The 15,048-nt window shown below is 64.1% G+C and carries 12 protein-coding genes and 1 pseudogene; 8 read left to right on the top strand and 5 right to left on the bottom strand.

Translation table 11 applies throughout. The annotated features are described in order from the left end of the window. On the bottom strand, positions 1–587 hold a 587-nt coding region (locus tag DDF70_RS31425), incomplete at its 3' end, for a SulP family inorganic anion transporter (RefSeq protein WP_245435685.1). Positions 588–1,289: 702 nt separating this feature from the next. Here DDF70_RS31425 and DDF70_RS31420 point away from each other — a divergent pair. The 4 genes from DDF70_RS31420 to DDF70_RS31405 all read left to right on the top strand — a co-directional run bounded on the left by DDF70_RS31420 (position 1,290) and on the right by DDF70_RS31405 (position 4,823). Beyond that, entirely contained in the window at positions 1,290–1,682 is a 393-nt protein-coding gene (locus DDF70_RS31420; protein ID WP_114948576.1) for a DUF3302 domain-containing protein, read from the top strand. 17 nt (positions 1,683–1,699) lie between these two features. Continuing rightward, positions 1,700–2,839 (top strand): HlyD family secretion protein, encoded by a 1,140-nt coding sequence (locus tag DDF70_RS31415; RefSeq protein WP_114948575.1) that lies wholly within the window; start codon positions 1,700–1,702, stop codon positions 2,837–2,839. Positions 2,840–2,988: 149 nt separating this feature from the next. Continuing rightward, on the top strand, positions 2,989–3,420 hold the full coding sequence (locus DDF70_RS31410) for a potassium channel family protein (protein WP_114948574.1): 432 nt from the start codon (positions 2,989–2,991) through the stop codon (positions 3,418–3,420). Between the two features lie 389 nt (positions 3,421–3,809). Further along, positions 3,810–4,823, top strand: coding sequence for an IS110 family RNA-guided transposase (locus DDF70_RS31405; protein ID WP_114948573.1), 1,014 nt, complete (start codon positions 3,810–3,812; stop codon positions 4,821–4,823). A 667-nt stretch (positions 4,824–5,490) separates the two neighbouring features. Here the strand turns inward: DDF70_RS31405 and DDF70_RS31400 are convergent. Next, a complete protein-coding gene (locus tag DDF70_RS31400) occupies positions 5,491–6,690 on the bottom strand; it encodes an arabinose transporter (protein ID WP_114948577.1) in 1,200 nt (399 codons plus the stop codon). 97 nt (positions 6,691–6,787) lie between these two features. Between DDF70_RS31400 and DDF70_RS31395 the strand changes: the two genes are divergently transcribed. Beyond that, complete coding sequence (locus DDF70_RS31395) at positions 6,788–7,681, top strand: LysR family transcriptional regulator (RefSeq protein ID WP_114948572.1); 894 nt, start codon at positions 6,788–6,790, stop codon at positions 7,679–7,681. A 309-nt stretch (positions 7,682–7,990) separates the two neighbouring features. Further along, positions 7,991–8,659, top strand: a pseudogene (locus DDF70_RS31390) (integrase core domain-containing protein); the annotation flags it as partial. Here the strand turns inward: DDF70_RS31390 and DDF70_RS31385 are convergent. The 3 genes from DDF70_RS31385 to DDF70_RS31375 all read right to left on the bottom strand — a co-directional run bounded on the left by DDF70_RS31385 (position 8,637) and on the right by DDF70_RS31375 (position 13,281). Then, positions 8,637–9,809 carry a sensor histidine kinase gene (locus DDF70_RS31385; protein WP_114948571.1) on the bottom strand — a complete coding sequence of 391 codons (1,173 nt, stop codon included), beginning with the start codon at positions 9,807–9,809 and terminating at the stop codon, positions 8,637–8,639. The pseudogene DDF70_RS31390 and the gene DDF70_RS31385 overlap by 23 nt on opposite strands. A 230-nt stretch (positions 9,810–10,039) precedes the next feature. Continuing rightward, complete coding sequence (locus DDF70_RS31380) at positions 10,040–10,411, bottom strand: response regulator (RefSeq protein ID WP_114948570.1); 372 nt, start codon at positions 10,409–10,411, stop codon at positions 10,040–10,042. Positions 10,412–10,413: 2 nt separating this feature from the next. After that, complete coding sequence (locus DDF70_RS31375) at positions 10,414–13,281, bottom strand: hybrid sensor histidine kinase/response regulator (protein ID WP_114948569.1); 2,868 nt, start codon at positions 13,279–13,281, stop codon at positions 10,414–10,416. Positions 13,282–14,499: 1,218 nt separating this feature from the next. On the opposite strand from DDF70_RS31375, the gene DDF70_RS31370 reads away from it, so the two are divergent. After that, positions 14,500–14,706, top strand: coding sequence for a DUF6894 family protein (locus tag DDF70_RS31370; protein ID WP_114948568.1), 207 nt, complete (start codon positions 14,500–14,502; stop codon positions 14,704–14,706). Between the two features lie 85 nt (positions 14,707–14,791). Beyond that, complete coding sequence (locus tag DDF70_RS37155) at positions 14,792–14,947, top strand: hypothetical protein (protein ID WP_162820809.1); 156 nt, start codon at positions 14,792–14,794, stop codon at positions 14,945–14,947. Positions 14,948–15,048 lie beyond the last annotated feature (101 nt).

The following is a 15,048-nucleotide window of genomic DNA, read 5'->3' as shown; positions in this document are numbered from 1 at the left end:
GCCGGCAGCTTCGGGGCGACATGGCGGAGCAACAGCATGGCGGCGAGGCTGAGCAGGCCTGTTGCCACCGGAGCCGGCGATGCTTCCCACAGGTGCTGCAAGACGAACCAGAGCTTCGTCACGAAGTTGCCGGAGGTGCCGGCGATGCCGAGCAGGTGCGGCACCTGTCCGATGATCGTGACACAGACGAGCCCCTCGATGAAACCGCGCATGACAGGGGTCGGAATGAAGGCCGCGACCCAGCCCATGCGCAGGGCGCCGAAGGCGAGAAAGAAGGCTCCGATCAGGACGGCCAGCGTGCTCGTCAGGAGGTTGTAGTCCGGCGTCCCCTGGGCCACGAGCGCGCCGACCGTCAGTGCCGAGATCAGGCCCGTGGCCGTGTCCGGACCGATGACGAGCGAGCGCGAGGAGCCGAACAGCGCGTAGATCACAAGGGGAGGGACGATGGTGTAGAGGCCCATGATGGGCGGCACGCCGACGATGCTGGAATAGGCCATGCCTTCCGGCACCATCACGGCCCAGACGGCCAGACCGGCCAGAATGTCGGTCACGAGCCAGTCACGCCGATACGCAGGCAGCCATTCCATGATGGGCACTAGGCGTCGCCCGAATGTTACGGGGTCTTCCCGGCGTGCAATGGCTGACGGGTGCTCGGACATTGTCGCGTCCGCTGGTAAGGCGCGGCGGCAGGTAGGCCCACCACGCACCTCAAGTCACGTCAATAGCGATTGAGCCTTGTTTTTATACCACAGACGCGGCGTGCAAGCCAGATTTCGAGGGAGAGGGGCACGACGAGCACCGTGAGGGACGCTCCCGGGAAGAGAACCCTGGTCTGTCTCCCAAAAACGGTTCGCCATGAGGGGATTGCTGGCGGTGCCGGAGGGCTTCGGTGCGCAGGGTCGGCCGCGATGCACGTGGCCCCCTTCGCGCATCGTGTCTCAAAAGGATAAACCACCGTCCCATGCAATCAAGCCAGCCCATCCTTCAGTCCTAAGGTAGTGCTGCAAGTGGATGGTGGCCTGAGGCCGGGACTGTTGGGACAGCAGGCACGCGGGCTGTGTTGACGGGCTGGTGGTCACCGTCAGGGCCCCGGGTTCAGGATGATATGACCATGCCCGATCAGGGTTCCCTTTCGGGCGGGACGCCGAGCGAAGAACTCGCCATCCGGACCTTGCGGAAGTATAATGACACTACGGGCTGAGCGTCAGGGAGCTCGGGGCCTGACCAGCAGCCGGAGGGGGCGTCAACGGCGCGTTCGGACGCGGTCACGTTGCCGGAGGCAACAAGCCATGGGCGATCCCTTCCTGAACTATCTGGCGCTGGGCATCCTCTTCTTCGTGGCGATCACGCTGTTCTACGGCATCATCGCCATTCACGACATTCCCTACCGCATCGCCGAGTCGCGCCACCACCCGCATCAGGACGCCATTCACGCGGCCGGGTGGGTGAGCCTGTTCATGCTCCACGCCCTGTGGCCCTTCCTGTGGATCTGGGCCATGGCCTACCGGCCCGAGCGGGGGTGGGGGTTCAAGGCAACACCAGCAAACGAGCCCGTCCAACCCGAACTGACCGCGGAAGTCGTCGAGTTGCGACGGCGCGTTGCTCACCTGGAGAAGCTGACGAGGTCCGAGGTGAAAGCACCGGTCAGCCAACGAGCCGGGGCAAGGGTGGACTTAAAATAGGATGTAGGAGCCGGCTGATGGAAGTGCTGCTCATTCTCCTATACGTTGCGATCTGCGTGGCAGTTTTCAAGCTGTTCCACGTGCCCGTGAACCAGTGGACCCTGTCGACCGCGGCCCTTGGCGGCATCGTCGGCCTCTTCTTCCTGCTGCTGGTCATGAACTACAACCATCCGTTCACGACCACGGCCCGCATCTATTTCGCGGTCACGCCGATCCTGCCGGGCGTCAAGGGACGGGTCGTCGAGGTTCCGGTCACCCCGAACGTCAAGCTGAAGGAGGGCGACGTTCTCTTTCGCCTCGATCCGGAGCCCTACCAGTACGTCGTCGATGAGAAGAAGGCATCGCTGGCGGAAGCCGAGCAGAACGTGAAGCAGCTCAAGGCCGCTTTCGACCAAGCCAAAGCAGGGGCCGATCGGGCGCAGTCGCAATTCGAGCTGGCGCAGCAGAACTACGATCGCCAGAATTATCTGTTCCAGAAGCAGGTCGTCGCGCAGGCGACCCTCGATACCTTCTCGCGCAATCTCGAGACGGCACGGCAGAGCATGGTCGGCGCACGGGCCGAGCAGGAGCGGGCCTCGCTGGCCTATTCGTCCGAGATCGGCGGCGTCAACACGACGGTGGCACAGCTCCAGGCCGAGTTGCGCGATGCCGAATTCGACCTGGCCCAGACGACCGTGCGGGCTCCGACGGACGGCTTCGCCTCCCAGGTCGCGCTGCGTCCCGGGATGTATGTCGTCCCGGCGCCGCTCCGGCCGGTGGTCGTGTTCGTCAATCAGGGACCCCGCGACAACATGCTCATAGCGGCGTTCCAGCAGAATTCGTTGCAACGGGTCCATTCCGGCGACAAGGCCGAGGTCGCCTTCGCGGCCGTGCCGGGACGGGTCTTCAGGGCCAAGGTCGGCGTGATCCCCGATGTGATCGCGGCCGGCCAGTTCCAGGCCACGGGCGTGCTCCAGGACTTCGTGACGACGGCGCTCAACGACCGGGCGGTCGCGGAGATCGATCTGGTGGACGACGTCTCCGCATACCAGATCCCGCTCGGGTCCGCTGCGGAGGTTGCAATCCTGACGGAGCATGCGGAGCCCCTGTCGCTGCTGCGGCGCATCCTGCTGCGCATGCGGAGCTGGGAGAACTACATCTTCTTCGAGGGACACTAGCCGCATGTGCCCCGGCGGCCTGCGAACGATCCATCGCGCCAACGTCACACCTGTCTGGCTGGTCCGAGGCACAACTGCTCGCGCGCCCTACCTGATCATCGCGGCCATCCCCTACCTCATTCCGCCCACTACGCCGTAGGGTGCCGGCCATGGTGCGACAGCTTCTCCTCGGCGGGGTCGTCAGCCTGGGCAACATGGCCATCCATGCCATCGTGATGGCAACCGTCGTAGGCGCCGCCCGCCATGCCTCGAAGTGGGATCGCCAATCCCATGTCTGGCTCGCCGCCGTCATGATGGCGACCGTCGGGGTGCTGATGGTCGCGCATATTGCGGAGGTGATTGCCTGGTCGCTTGCCTACGCGATCCTAGCTGTGGTGCCTGCTGGGACGGAGATCCTCTACTTCGCCTTCGTCAACTACACCACGCTCGGCTACGGCGACGTCGTGCCGGTCGAGCGCTGGCGGCTGCTTGGGCCGATGGCCGCTATGAACGGCGTGCTGCTGTTCGGCTGGTCGACAGCCGTGATTTTCGAGGTGCTGAGACAAGCCATGCATCGCCGTGACCAGACGGGCGAGCCGTGAGTGCCAGACGAACGCGCCGAGGAACAACTGCTCTAAGCCCTCCATCGTGTGTCGCAGTGAGCTTGCACCCGATCCGGACAGGGATGACCTAGCCGCCTACGTCGTTCCGAGGCATCGCGATAAGGCCGTGTCCATAGTGCGGAAGGACCGTGTCTCCCTGCGAAGACGACAGAGGACATCAATGTCCGATTCTGGCAGATTGTGTTGAAAAACTCCGCAACGGCCGTTTTTCGGGTCAGCAACATACAGGATGTTGAGTCTCGCTTGGCACGGTGACTCCAGTAATAGACCGACCGTGCGGTGCTCGGGAGTTTTTCAACATTGGGTAATGGGGCGGCTCTCCCTGGATGCCGATAACATCGGCGGGCCACGTGCACAGGAGAGCAGCTATGGACTACTACGCTGGTTTAGACGTCTCGATGAATGAGACACACATCTGTGTGGTCGAGCGGGACGGAGGTGTTGTCCTGGAAGCAAAGGCTTCCAGCACGCCAGAAGCCATTGCCGCTGCGCTGGAGACAGTACCCACCTGCGAGAGGATCGTGCTCGAGACCGGCCGCATGGCGCCGATGCTTTTCCATGGCCTTGCCGCCCTCGGGCTGCCGGTGATCTGCATCGAGAGCCGGCAGGCCTACCAGGCGCTCAAGTCCCTCGCGACCCACAAGACCGACCGCAACGATGCCCGCGGGCTGGCCCATCTCGCCCGCACCGGCTTCTTCAAGCCCGTCCACGTCAAATCGCTGCCGGCCCATGCGGTGCGCGCTCTGATCGTCGCTCGCAAGAAGCTGGTCGGGCAGCGCGTCACCCTGGAGAACCAGATCCGCGGCCTGGCGGTCGTGTTCGGGGTCCGGTTACCACGCGGGCTCAGTCCGCGCTTTACCGAGCAGGTCATCCAAGCCAGCCATGGGATCGCAGGTCTGTCGGGTGCCATGCAGGGCCTGCTCGCGGCCCGCAAGGCCGTTCTGGAAGCGGTCGTGGCGATTGATCGTGACATGCGCCTGCTGGCCCGCTCGTCTCAGGCCTGCCAGCGGCTGATGACCATTCCAGGTGTGGGGCAACTGACAGCACTTGCCTTTGTCGCCACCATCGATGCGCCGGAGCGCTTCCGCCGCTCGCGGGATGTAGGAGCCTATCTCGGCCTGGTGCCGCGGCGCTTCCAGTCGGGCGAGATCGACTACGTCGGCAGCATCTCCAAGTGCGGTGACCGGCGGGTGCGGACCCTGTTGTACGAGGCTGCCAATGTGCTGCTGACGCGCTATCGCGGCGCCCTGGCCCTCAAGGAGTGGGCGCTGGGCATTGCCCGGCGCTCGACGATGAGGAAGGCCCGTGTGGCGCTGGCCCGCCGATTGGCAATCATCATGCATGCCATGCTCCGGCACGGCACCACATTCCACGCAGCCTGAGAGGAGCAGCCGAAACAGGTCGAGACGAGCTCCCGAGCGGAGCGTTGCCCGAGGGAGGGTGTGGAAGACGACGCCGATTTTGTCGCATGTGGCTTGAGAGAAGGGCCGACTGCGGTTTCAACCAGGTCGCTCCACCCCAGCTGACCCCATCAAGTGCCCTGGAGCACGCAGAGAACGCAGACACCCTTTGGGAGCGCACAACCGCTCAGGATCGGAGAGCTGCCCCTTGACTCATTAGAGAACAAAATCGGCACGCCTGAGACCTAAGCTCGAAGGCAGCAATCCTCATCGAACCGGACGTTCCGAGCGCGCAAGGAATCTCGGTTCCTGACCGAGGGTGTGTCAAAACTCAAACCGTCCTGATCTCGACGAACTATTTGTACAACTTCACGCCCCTGTACCGGAGATTTCTCGGTCTATCGGGGCTTGCAGGAAATTAAATTGCTCTACGAAGCGGCCTGTTCGCGTTTTGACACAGGCTCGACCCATAGGAGACCATCCAGCGGCGAATGGACGTTCGGGCTGGTCATGCCCACCATCGGCCCTGCACCTAAGCGCTATGCGGGTTCAGGATGCACGGCTGATGGGCGTGCGAGTACCGTTTCCGGGGCTTCTCGGAGCCGCTGTGGCTCACACCCAGCAGCGCTGGTTCCGTTGAGCTATCGGGTCATTGGGCAGTTGCGGAGTTGCTCAGGAGCCGCACCGCGATGAAGGCGGCGCCGAGTACCACCAGCGCGCTGACGAGGAACACCGGGCCCAAGCCGGCCCCACCCGCAACCGCCCCCAAGGCGGGGCTGGCCAAGCCGATCGCCAGGTCGAGGAAGGCGGTGTAGGCCCCCATCGCGAGGGCGCGGCTTTCCGGCGGTGCGCGGTGCACCGCCTCGATGCCGAAGCTGGGATAGACCAGCGACCAGCCAATCCCGGTGAGCCCCGCCCCTAGCAGGGCCACCATGGGCCCGGCGGCCAGCCAGATCAGCGCCTGGCCGGCCGCCTCGATCAGCACGCTGGCCAATGCGACCTTGGCGCCGCCGAGCTTGTCCGGCAGATGGCCACCGACCACGCGTGCCACGATGAAGGCGCCCGCGAAGGCGCTGAAGGCAAGCCAGACCGGAGCCCACCCTTGGTCGACGAAACGCAGCGCGATGAACGCGGTGATCGCACCGAAGCCGACGCTGCTCAGGGCCATGCCGATGCCGGGCACCCAGACGGCGCCGATCACCCGGGTGAAGGCGGGGCGGATCTGCGTCGGCGGCACGACGGAGCGCAACGGCAGCACGAGCAGCAGGGCGGCCAGCGGGATCAGGGTCGTCGCCAGCGCGATCGCCACGAAGCCATAGCTCGCGTACAGGGCGCTGCCGAGCGGAGCGCCCAAGGCGAAGGCGGCCCACATCGCGGTGCCCACCCAGGCGATGACCTTGCCGGCGTGCCGGGCGTCGACTTGCGCCAGAGCCCAGCCGAAGGCCCCCGTGATGATGAAGCTCTCTGCCCCGCCGAGCACGGCCCGGCCCAGCAGGAGGATGGTCGCCGAGATTGCCGGGGTGCCGATGAAGGACAACGAGGCAAGATAGAGCAGCCCCGCTGCTACGGCCCCAAGCAGACCGGCGACGACCGCACGTTTGGCGCCGCGGCTGTCGGCGTAATGGCCCGACCACAGGCGCGAGATGAGCGAGGCGGCGAACTGGCTGCCGGTGATGAGCCCGACCACGAAGGTGCTGAGGCCCAGTCCCTGGTGCACATGAAGCGGGAGCACCGGCAGCGCGAGGCCCGCGATCAGAAAGCCGAACAGGACGACAGCCATGATCGGCAGCAGGATCACGAGGACAGACGGAGCGGTGGACGCCCGCGACTGAGAGGAAGCAATAAGCATCATGGGCTCTCGCGGAAATGACGCAGGAGATCTAGCCGATGCCGCGGCATGCGATTAGATGGCATTGTCCGCATGGGCCTATTAGGGGAGCTTATGAATGGCGGGCGAGAGCCTCGACGACCTCTCCGCGTTCCTGGCCGTCGCCCGGGAGCGGAGCTTCACCCGGGCTGCGGCGAAGCTCGGGGTCTCGCAGTCGGCGCTGAGCCAGACCATCCGTCAGCTCGAGGAGCGGCTCGGGCTCCGCCTGCTCACCCGCACGACGCGCAGCGTCTCGCCGACTGAGGCGGGTGAGCGCCTGCTCGGAAGCGTCGGCCCGCGACTGGACGAGATCGAGGCCGAGCTCGAATCCTTGAGCGAACTGCGGGAGAAGCCCGCCGGGACCATCCGGATCACGGCGACCGACTATGCCATCGATCATGTGCTCTGGCCGAAGCTGGAGAAGTTCCTGCCGAAGTATCCGGACATCAAGGTCGAACTGGGCATCGATTACGGCCTGACCGACATCGCCGCGCAGGCTTACGATGCCGGCGTTCGTCTCGGCGAGCAGGTCGCCAAGGACATGATCTCGGTGCGCATCGGGCCGGACCTCCGCTTTGCGGTGGTCGGCTCGAAGTCATACTTTGCGAAGCATGCCCCACCGGAGACGCCGCAGGACCTGATCGACCATACCTGCATCAACCTGCGCCTGCCCACCCATGGCGGGCTGTATGCCTGGGAGTTCGAGAAGGACGGCCAGGAGCTGAGGGTGCGGGTGGAAGGGCAGCTCATCTTCAACGGAATCCAGCAGATCCTCAACGCGGCGGTGGCGGGATTCGGTCTCGCCCACGTGCCGGAAGGCTTGGCGCAGCCCTATCTCGCAAAGGGGCGTCTGACCCGAGTGCTTGCCGATTGGTGTCCGGCTTGGCCGGGATACCACCTGTACTACCCGAGCCGGCGCCAGGCTTCCCCAGCCTTCGCGCTGCTGGTCGACGCGTTGCGTCATCGGGGGTGAAACATCGGCAGCGTGAGGGCTAAAAGCCTTTGTGGTCCGCAAAGGGTAGTGACCGCCAATGGCACAACTGCGAAGTAGACCGAATGTCTGGCGAAGAGGGCTACAACAGACATTCCAAAGGTGTTGGCAATTTCCTTGGATGACCCTAAGCGGCCCTTCGCCCCGGCCAAATTGTACCGAGGTCAACCGCCACCATCGGCGGGGTGAGCCGCAGGTGCCTGTGGAGCTTCGTCCTTGGTCACGTTCGCAATGCCCCCAAGAGCAAACCGCACCATGTGATCTGTCAGCATCTGTGCATCGGTCGTGATCGGCGACAAGCCTGCCAAGAAGAAGTTCAAGACCTACCCGATTGGCTACTTCCACATCGACATTGCCGAAGTGCGCACTGAGGAGGGAAGGCTCTATCTGCTGGTGGCGATTGATCGCACCAGCAAGTTTGCCTTTGTGGAGTTGCACGAGAAGGTGGCGACCGGGATTGCCGGCGACTTCCTGCGCGCGCTGATCAAGGCCGTGCCGTACAAGGTGCACACGGTCCTGACCGATCATGGCATTCACTTCACCACGCCCAGCAACACGGCTTCGGCAGTCCCGCTGATCAAGAAAGCAATGAAACGCGGCGAGCTCTTCCGGGCCCATGCCTTTGAGTATGCCTGTGCCCAGAACGATGTGGACCATCGCCTGACCAAGCCGAGGCATCCCTGGACCAATGGTCAGGTTGAGCGGATGAACCGCACCCTCAAGGACGCGACAGTCAAGCGCTACTCCTACGACTGCCATGACCAGCTCCGGCAGCATCTGGCTGACTTCGTGAGCGCCTACAACTTCGCCCGGCGACTCAAGACCCTGAAGGGCCTCACCCCCTACGAGTTCATTTGCAAAACCTGGCTCAAGGAGCCCAAACGCTTCAGGCTCAACCCGCTCCACCAAATGCCGGGACTAAACATCTCTAACATCATTATAGCGGCAGAGGGAATCTGACGCAGGTACGCGTGCCCTTCTCGACTGGCTCCCGCTCCACCTGCCCATCGAGCTGGTTGGCGAAAGCGTCGACGAGCTGAAGGCCGAGCCCGCCCTTCCGCGGCGGTCCCATCCCACGTCCATTGTCCTCGACCGCAAGGCAAGCCTCGCCGAGTTCGGACCGTGTCGTGAAGCTGACCCGGATTGTGCCACCGTCTTCATCAAAGGCGTACTTGAGCGAGTTGGTGACCAGTTCATTGACGATCAGCCCGGCCGCCACCGCTCGGTCCAGTGGGAGTAGCGCTCCGCGCTCGGCTTCCACTTCGATACTCACTGTCTCCCGCTGTGGGTCGATGTTGGCGCACAGGGCCCGCAGGTAATCGCCGAACTCGACGTTGCTGATGCCCGCCTCGAACGAGAGCTGATCCTGAGCCAGAGCAATCGCGTGCACCCGGTCCATGACGCTCACGAAGCGGTCCCGGTCCTCCTGGGTCGAGGCATGCCGCCGTTGCAACGCCAGGAAGGAGATGATGGTCTGGAGGTTGTTCTTCACTCGGTGCTGGAACTCGCGCAGGACCACCTCGGCAAAGGACTTCTCCCGTGCATATCCTGCGGCTGCCTCGGCTGCTTTGGTCTCGGTCTCCAGCCGCAGCAGGGCCACGCCCAGAATGTTGGCCATGGTCGACAGGAAGGTCACGTCGCCCTCGTCAAAGGTGCGCGGCTCCTCCGCATCCACCTCCAGCACGCCCCAGGTGCGCCCGTCGATCCGCACCGGCACGTTCAGAAGCGAGACAATGCCATGCTCGCTTAGGCTCGGGTGCATCCGGAACTCAGGGTCGTTCGGCAGGTCCTCGACAATGACCGGAGCCGCTGTCTGCATGCATCGTCCGGCGACAGAGGCATTGTCGAGAGCAAAGGTCGTCTGTCCCACCACGCCGGGCTTCCAGCCCACCCCGGCCACCATCAGCAGGTCACCGTGATCCGGGCGGTAGCATAGCACTTTCACATGCTTGATGTGGGTCACCCGGGAGACCTGAGCGGCAACGTAGTGCAACAGCTTCTCACGCGGCAGAACCTCGGAGGCAACCCGGCCGAAGGCGGCCAGCGCACGCTGGTACTCGTTCAGGCGCGTCAGTTCAGGGCTCAGGCCGTCGCTCCTTTTGGGCATCATGCCTCCTCAGATGCCCGTCCGGGCGGTCCACCTGCAAGGCTGGAAAATTCCAGCGGCCGTGCTTGGTTCCAGGAGGGCCAACGACTGATAGGTCCTCATGAGGGCTCTCCGGGCCCGCCAGAGCATTGTCCGCATACATCGCCTGTGGATGGAGCCTGGGCGTGCCGGGAACATGCCGATGACTGACGGTCTGGAGTCCTGAGCCCGTCCTTCCTGGCGAATGGATCCCGTCACGGGCCATGCTGGAGGGCAGCCTCGACCGCGTACTCGAGGGCCTGCTGGTCGAATGGCTTTTGCAGGGTCGCCCAGCCCGCATAGGTCTCCTTGAGGCCGCCGCTGCCGTAGCCGGTCGCGAAGATGAACGGGATGCCGCGCCCGGCGAGTACGTCGGCAACCGGGTAGGTCAGCACGCCCGCGAGGTTGAGGTCGAGGATCGCAAGGTCGAACGTCCCGTTCCCGGCCGCCGCAAGAGCGTCCTCCAGGCGCGTCGCCACTGTGACCAGCTCGTGGCCGAGATCCTCCAGCATGTCTCCAACCAGCATCGCGATCATGGCCTCGTCTTCGACGAGGAGGATGCGGCGCCCCGTGATGTCCTGGCTCATCGTCAGCCTCTCTTGGTTCGGGCGGTGTCGGCCGTCCCGCTGACGGTACTGCGCGTCACGTGGCGCAGCACCCGCGACACGTCCTCGACGGCATAGGGCTTGTGCAGCAGCTCGAAGCCGTGCCGCCCCTCTTCGGCCAGAACATGGCTGTAGCCGGAGGTCAGCACCACGGGAAGCGCGGGATGGCGCCGTCGGACCTCCCGGCCAAGCTCGACCCCACTCATCCCCGGCATGACCACATCCGAGAACACGACATCGAAGCGGGAATGGTCCTCCTCCAGAAGTTGGAGGGCCTCGCGAGCATTCGCCGCCCAGGTGGTCTGGTAGCCGAGATCCTGGAGAAGCTGCGTGGAGAACCGGCCCACCTCGATGTTGTCCTCGACCACCAGCACACGGCAGCCGCGACCGTCCTCGTCCTGGCCGTTGCCGGGTGCGTCGCTCCCGGTTCCGTCCAGGCCAACCGTCTGCTCGACCTTGGGCAGGTAGAGCGTGAAGGTCGTACCCTTCCCGAGCACGCTCGCGACGGCAACATCGCCCCCGGACTGCTTGGCGAAACCGTAGACCTGGCTTAATCCCAGCCCCGTGCCTTTTCCTACCTCCTTCGTGGTGAAGAACGGCTCGAAGATCTGCCCGAGCTGGTCGGCAGGGATGCCCGATCCCGTGTCGCTGATGGACACGGCAACGAACTGGCCGGGGCCGCCTGCATGCCCTCGGATGGCTGGCATCTCCGCCATCGCATCCACGTGCATCGTCAGGGTACCCTCGCCATTCATGGCATCGCGAGCGTTCACTGCCATGTTGACGAGTGCCGTCTCAAACTGGACTACATCAGCCTCGATGAAGCACGGATCGCAGGCGACGTCGGCCTCGATCCGGATGCGGCTTCCCACGATGGTGCGCAGCATGTCGGTCACAGCTCTAATCCGCTCGGGTACGTCGAACACTTCGGGCTTGAGTGCCTGTCTTCTGGCGAAGGCGAGCAATTGGCCCGTGAGCTTGGCGGCGCGATCCACGGTGTCGGTGATCGCGTCGATGTAGCGGCGGCGGCGCTCCTCGGGCAGGTTCGGACGACGCAGGAACTCGACCGACGAGCGGATGATCGTGAGCAGGTTGTTGAAGTCGTGCGCCACACCCCCCGTAAGCTGGCCCACCGCCTCCAGCTTCTGCGACTGGCGCAGGGCCGCCTCGGTCTTCTCCCGATCAGTAATGGCTTCGATGACGCGGGTTTCCAGCTCCTCGTTGAGCCGCCGCAGAGCGGCCTCGGCTTCCCGGCGGTCGGTGACATCGAGAACGAACTCGACCACCTCGTCGCCGACCTTGCGCGGCGCGAAGAGCCCCCACCAGCGGGAGCCGTCCTTGCGGAAGTACTGCTTCTCGTACGGGGTGGCCTCGCCCCGCGTGATGACCTCGTCGACGGCCCGCCAGGACACCGGATGGAACTCCTCGGGCGTGAGCTCCTGCCACGTCTTGCCCAGCGCCTCCTCGCGGCTGAAGTCGGTCATGCGCAGGAAGGCTTCGTTGGCGTCCGTCAGCCCGAAGCCAGATCCCCAGAACAGCACGCCAACCGTGCTGATGCCGAGGGCGGTCCTGAGGCGCTCCTCGCTGTGGCGCAGCGCCTCCTCGGCCCGCATGCGTTCGCTGACGTCGCGGTAGAAGGCGGCTACCCCACCCGGGACTGGATAGATGCGTAGGGTCAACCAGCTATCGTATCCTGTGGCCGCATCCTGGTAGTGATGGGTGAGTTCCACCGGCACGCGCTCGGTCATGGATCGGCGGTAGGCGGCTTCGACCGGCGTACAGACCGAGGCGGGAAAGACCTCCCAGTGGGTTTTGCCGAGGATTTCGCTTTCAGGCCGGCCATCGAGCCGTAGCCCCTCGGCATTGATCTCGGTGATGCGGTACGCCTCGTCGAGAACGAGGAAGCCCTCGCCCATCGCCGCCAGCACGCTGGTGTAGCGCGCGTTGCTGGCCTCGACCGCGGTTCGAGCGAGGTGAGCCTCGGTCACGTCGTGGCCCTCGCAGAAGATGCCCGTCACGCAGCCGGCCTCGTCCCTGACGGGCTCGTAGATGAAGTCGAGGACAACTTCCTTCGCGGGCTCGGTTGGGGAGGCTTGCAGGCGGGCCGGGATATGGCTGGCGACAAAGCGTTCGCCGGTGGCATAAACCTTGTCGAGCCACTCGTAGTAGCCCTGGCCTCCCAGTTCTGGGAACGCCTCGCGGACGGTCCTGCCGACGAAGTCACGCTCGCCGAACAGGCGCTTGTAGGACTGGTTGACGAACTCGAAGCGGTGCTCCGGCCCGTTCAGAATGGTGATGAAGCCGGGCGCCTGCTCGAAGAGCCGCCGCTGGCGCTCGGTCTCCGAGGCAAGCCGCCGCTCGGCCATGACCTGTCCCGTGATCTCGGTGCAGGGGCAGAAGAAGCCCGCGATGGCCCCGCTTTCGTCCCGCACGGGCGTGTAGGAGAAGGAGAAGTGGGCTTCCTCCGGATAGCCACGCCGCTCCATGATGAGGGTGATGTCATCCATGTGGACCGGCTCGCCGCTGTAGGCCTGCTCGACGATGGGCCGGAGATCGTCCTGGATCTCGTGCCAAGCCTCAAGGAAGTCGCAGCCCAGGGCGGCAGGATGCTTGCGTGCGAGGATGTCCGAGTAGGCGTCGTTGTAGAGCAACGTGCGCCCGGCACCCCAGGCGATGAACATCGGCTGGTTCGATCCCAACATGACGCCGACGAGGGTCTTGAGGCCGTAGGGCCAGTCGGCGGGCTCTCCGAGCGGCGTCGATGCCCAGTCGTGGGCGCGGATGAGCGCTCCCATCTCCTTGCCGCCCGAGAGGAAGGCGAGCCTGGTGTCGGTCCTGGACTTACCGTGCATCGCGTTCGGGCTCGTTGTGGCGCCTCATGGCGACAGTCATGGCTTGTCCTTTGGCAGGCGGTTGCATGTGTTGGGGCTGATTTCTCGGACGGGAACGGGGAGATAGGGTTCCGACGGCACGCCGTAAAGGCGGCGGAAGAGCCCACCCCTGATGGCAGTGATCTGGACCGTGCGACGCCATGGACAATGCCGGTGGTAAGGGAACTGGATGGTGTGCCCAGGTCGGGGAAAAGGGCGATGGCAGCCAGAATGCTTTGATCCGTGTGGCATCCGGCGCCTCGATTCCCATGACGCTCCCTTGCGGCAGGCGGGTTAGAGAGGCCCAAACGCGCACGCTCAAAGTCACACAGCCGAACTCAAAGCATCCATAACCGGTCCTGTTGCATAGGTGAGTCTCCCGAACCGGAAGATGGCCGTTCCCTTATACTGTCCGAAGGTCTCAAACTGGCACTCCTGAGACCGAAGCGTGATGGCGGCAATCCCCATGAGCCTGTGTGAAAACGCTGACGAGCCATTCCTTCCAGCAACTTCATGTCGCGTAGGCCTCGACGAACCGGGGATTCCTCGGTGTGGAGGTATGAACTTGTACGAATAGTTCACTGCGGCGAGCGCACTTTGAGTTTTCACACAGGCTCCCCATAGAAGCGGACGTTCCGAAAACGCAGGGAATCTCGGTTCCTGACCCAACGCGGACTCTTTATTGGGTAGCTTCTCATTTTCTGCGGCTCTGTTTCACATGAGTTAGAGCAGTCCCATGCGGGCAGGTGCATGGTGATAGCTGGAACGGGGGTGGCTTCTACCGTGGGTTCCTCAAGCCGCCCCGCTCACATGACCCGCCTGAACCGCGCACCCGCCGTGGCTTGGGCTGAAAGGGAGGCCGAGATCGACAATCCGCCTGGGCTGCGACCGCCTCTCCCATCTTCTTGCGTCAGAGGCGCCCGTCTCAGCTTCACAATCAGAGCCGTTTGACCGGATAATTCCGGAACACCGTCAGTGACGTGTGACCTGCGGGTCACCAGGGCCCGTCGCCCCGCGACAGGGCCCGTTCCACGTCGGCCATACTGAACTTCTTCCGCAAGGGGCTCCAAACTCTGTCAGAATGCGGCGGCGGTCGATTATTGGCGATCCATCACTGTTTCGTTGCCCAAAGTTAACCTGCTTGATGGCGAAGCCTCGCGAGCATCCAGAGACTGGCTCGGGCATGAACGGGATTGCACCATGCCACGCTATTTCTTCCACCACCGCATCGGCGACCGAATGATGTGGGACCAAGTCGGCTGCGAGTTGCCTGATATCGGGATGGCGCCTGACCCAGACAGGGCCGCGACAGTGTGGATGGACATGGTCGCAGGGCGGCTCCAACCCGATCGGATCCTCGTGATCACGGATGGCATCGGCCAAGTCCTGTTCGTCACCACCCGATGAGCCGACTGGCCGGTGCCAGGCCGGCGCTCTCGGCTGGCCAAGCAAGGCGTCTATCCAGTCCCTTCATCCCTCCAGGAGGATCACGATGCTCACACTGCCGATCTGCGGGTTTGCGCGACGGGTTGACGACACGGTGGCCCGCGCCATGGCCATTCTCAACGCCCGTGAGGACTATACGATCAGACCGCCGACGGCTCGACCTTCCACATCGGCTCCCAAGCCGCAAAGATTTGGCCACTGATCCACCACAGCTTGAAGATCATGATCGAGTCCTAAGCAGGGATTCGCCGGTTGGCCAACGGATGGCGGCTTCGTTCATGATTGAGCTTCATGATGGCTTCG

Origin of the sequence: Microvirga calopogonii (genome assembly GCF_003347665.1) — a bacterium.
Lineage (GTDB): Bacteria > Pseudomonadota > Alphaproteobacteria > Rhizobiales > Beijerinckiaceae > Microvirga > Microvirga calopogonii.
The sequence above is the reverse complement of the archived record's forward strand: the minus strand, read 5'-3'. Positions and strand labels throughout refer to the sequence as shown.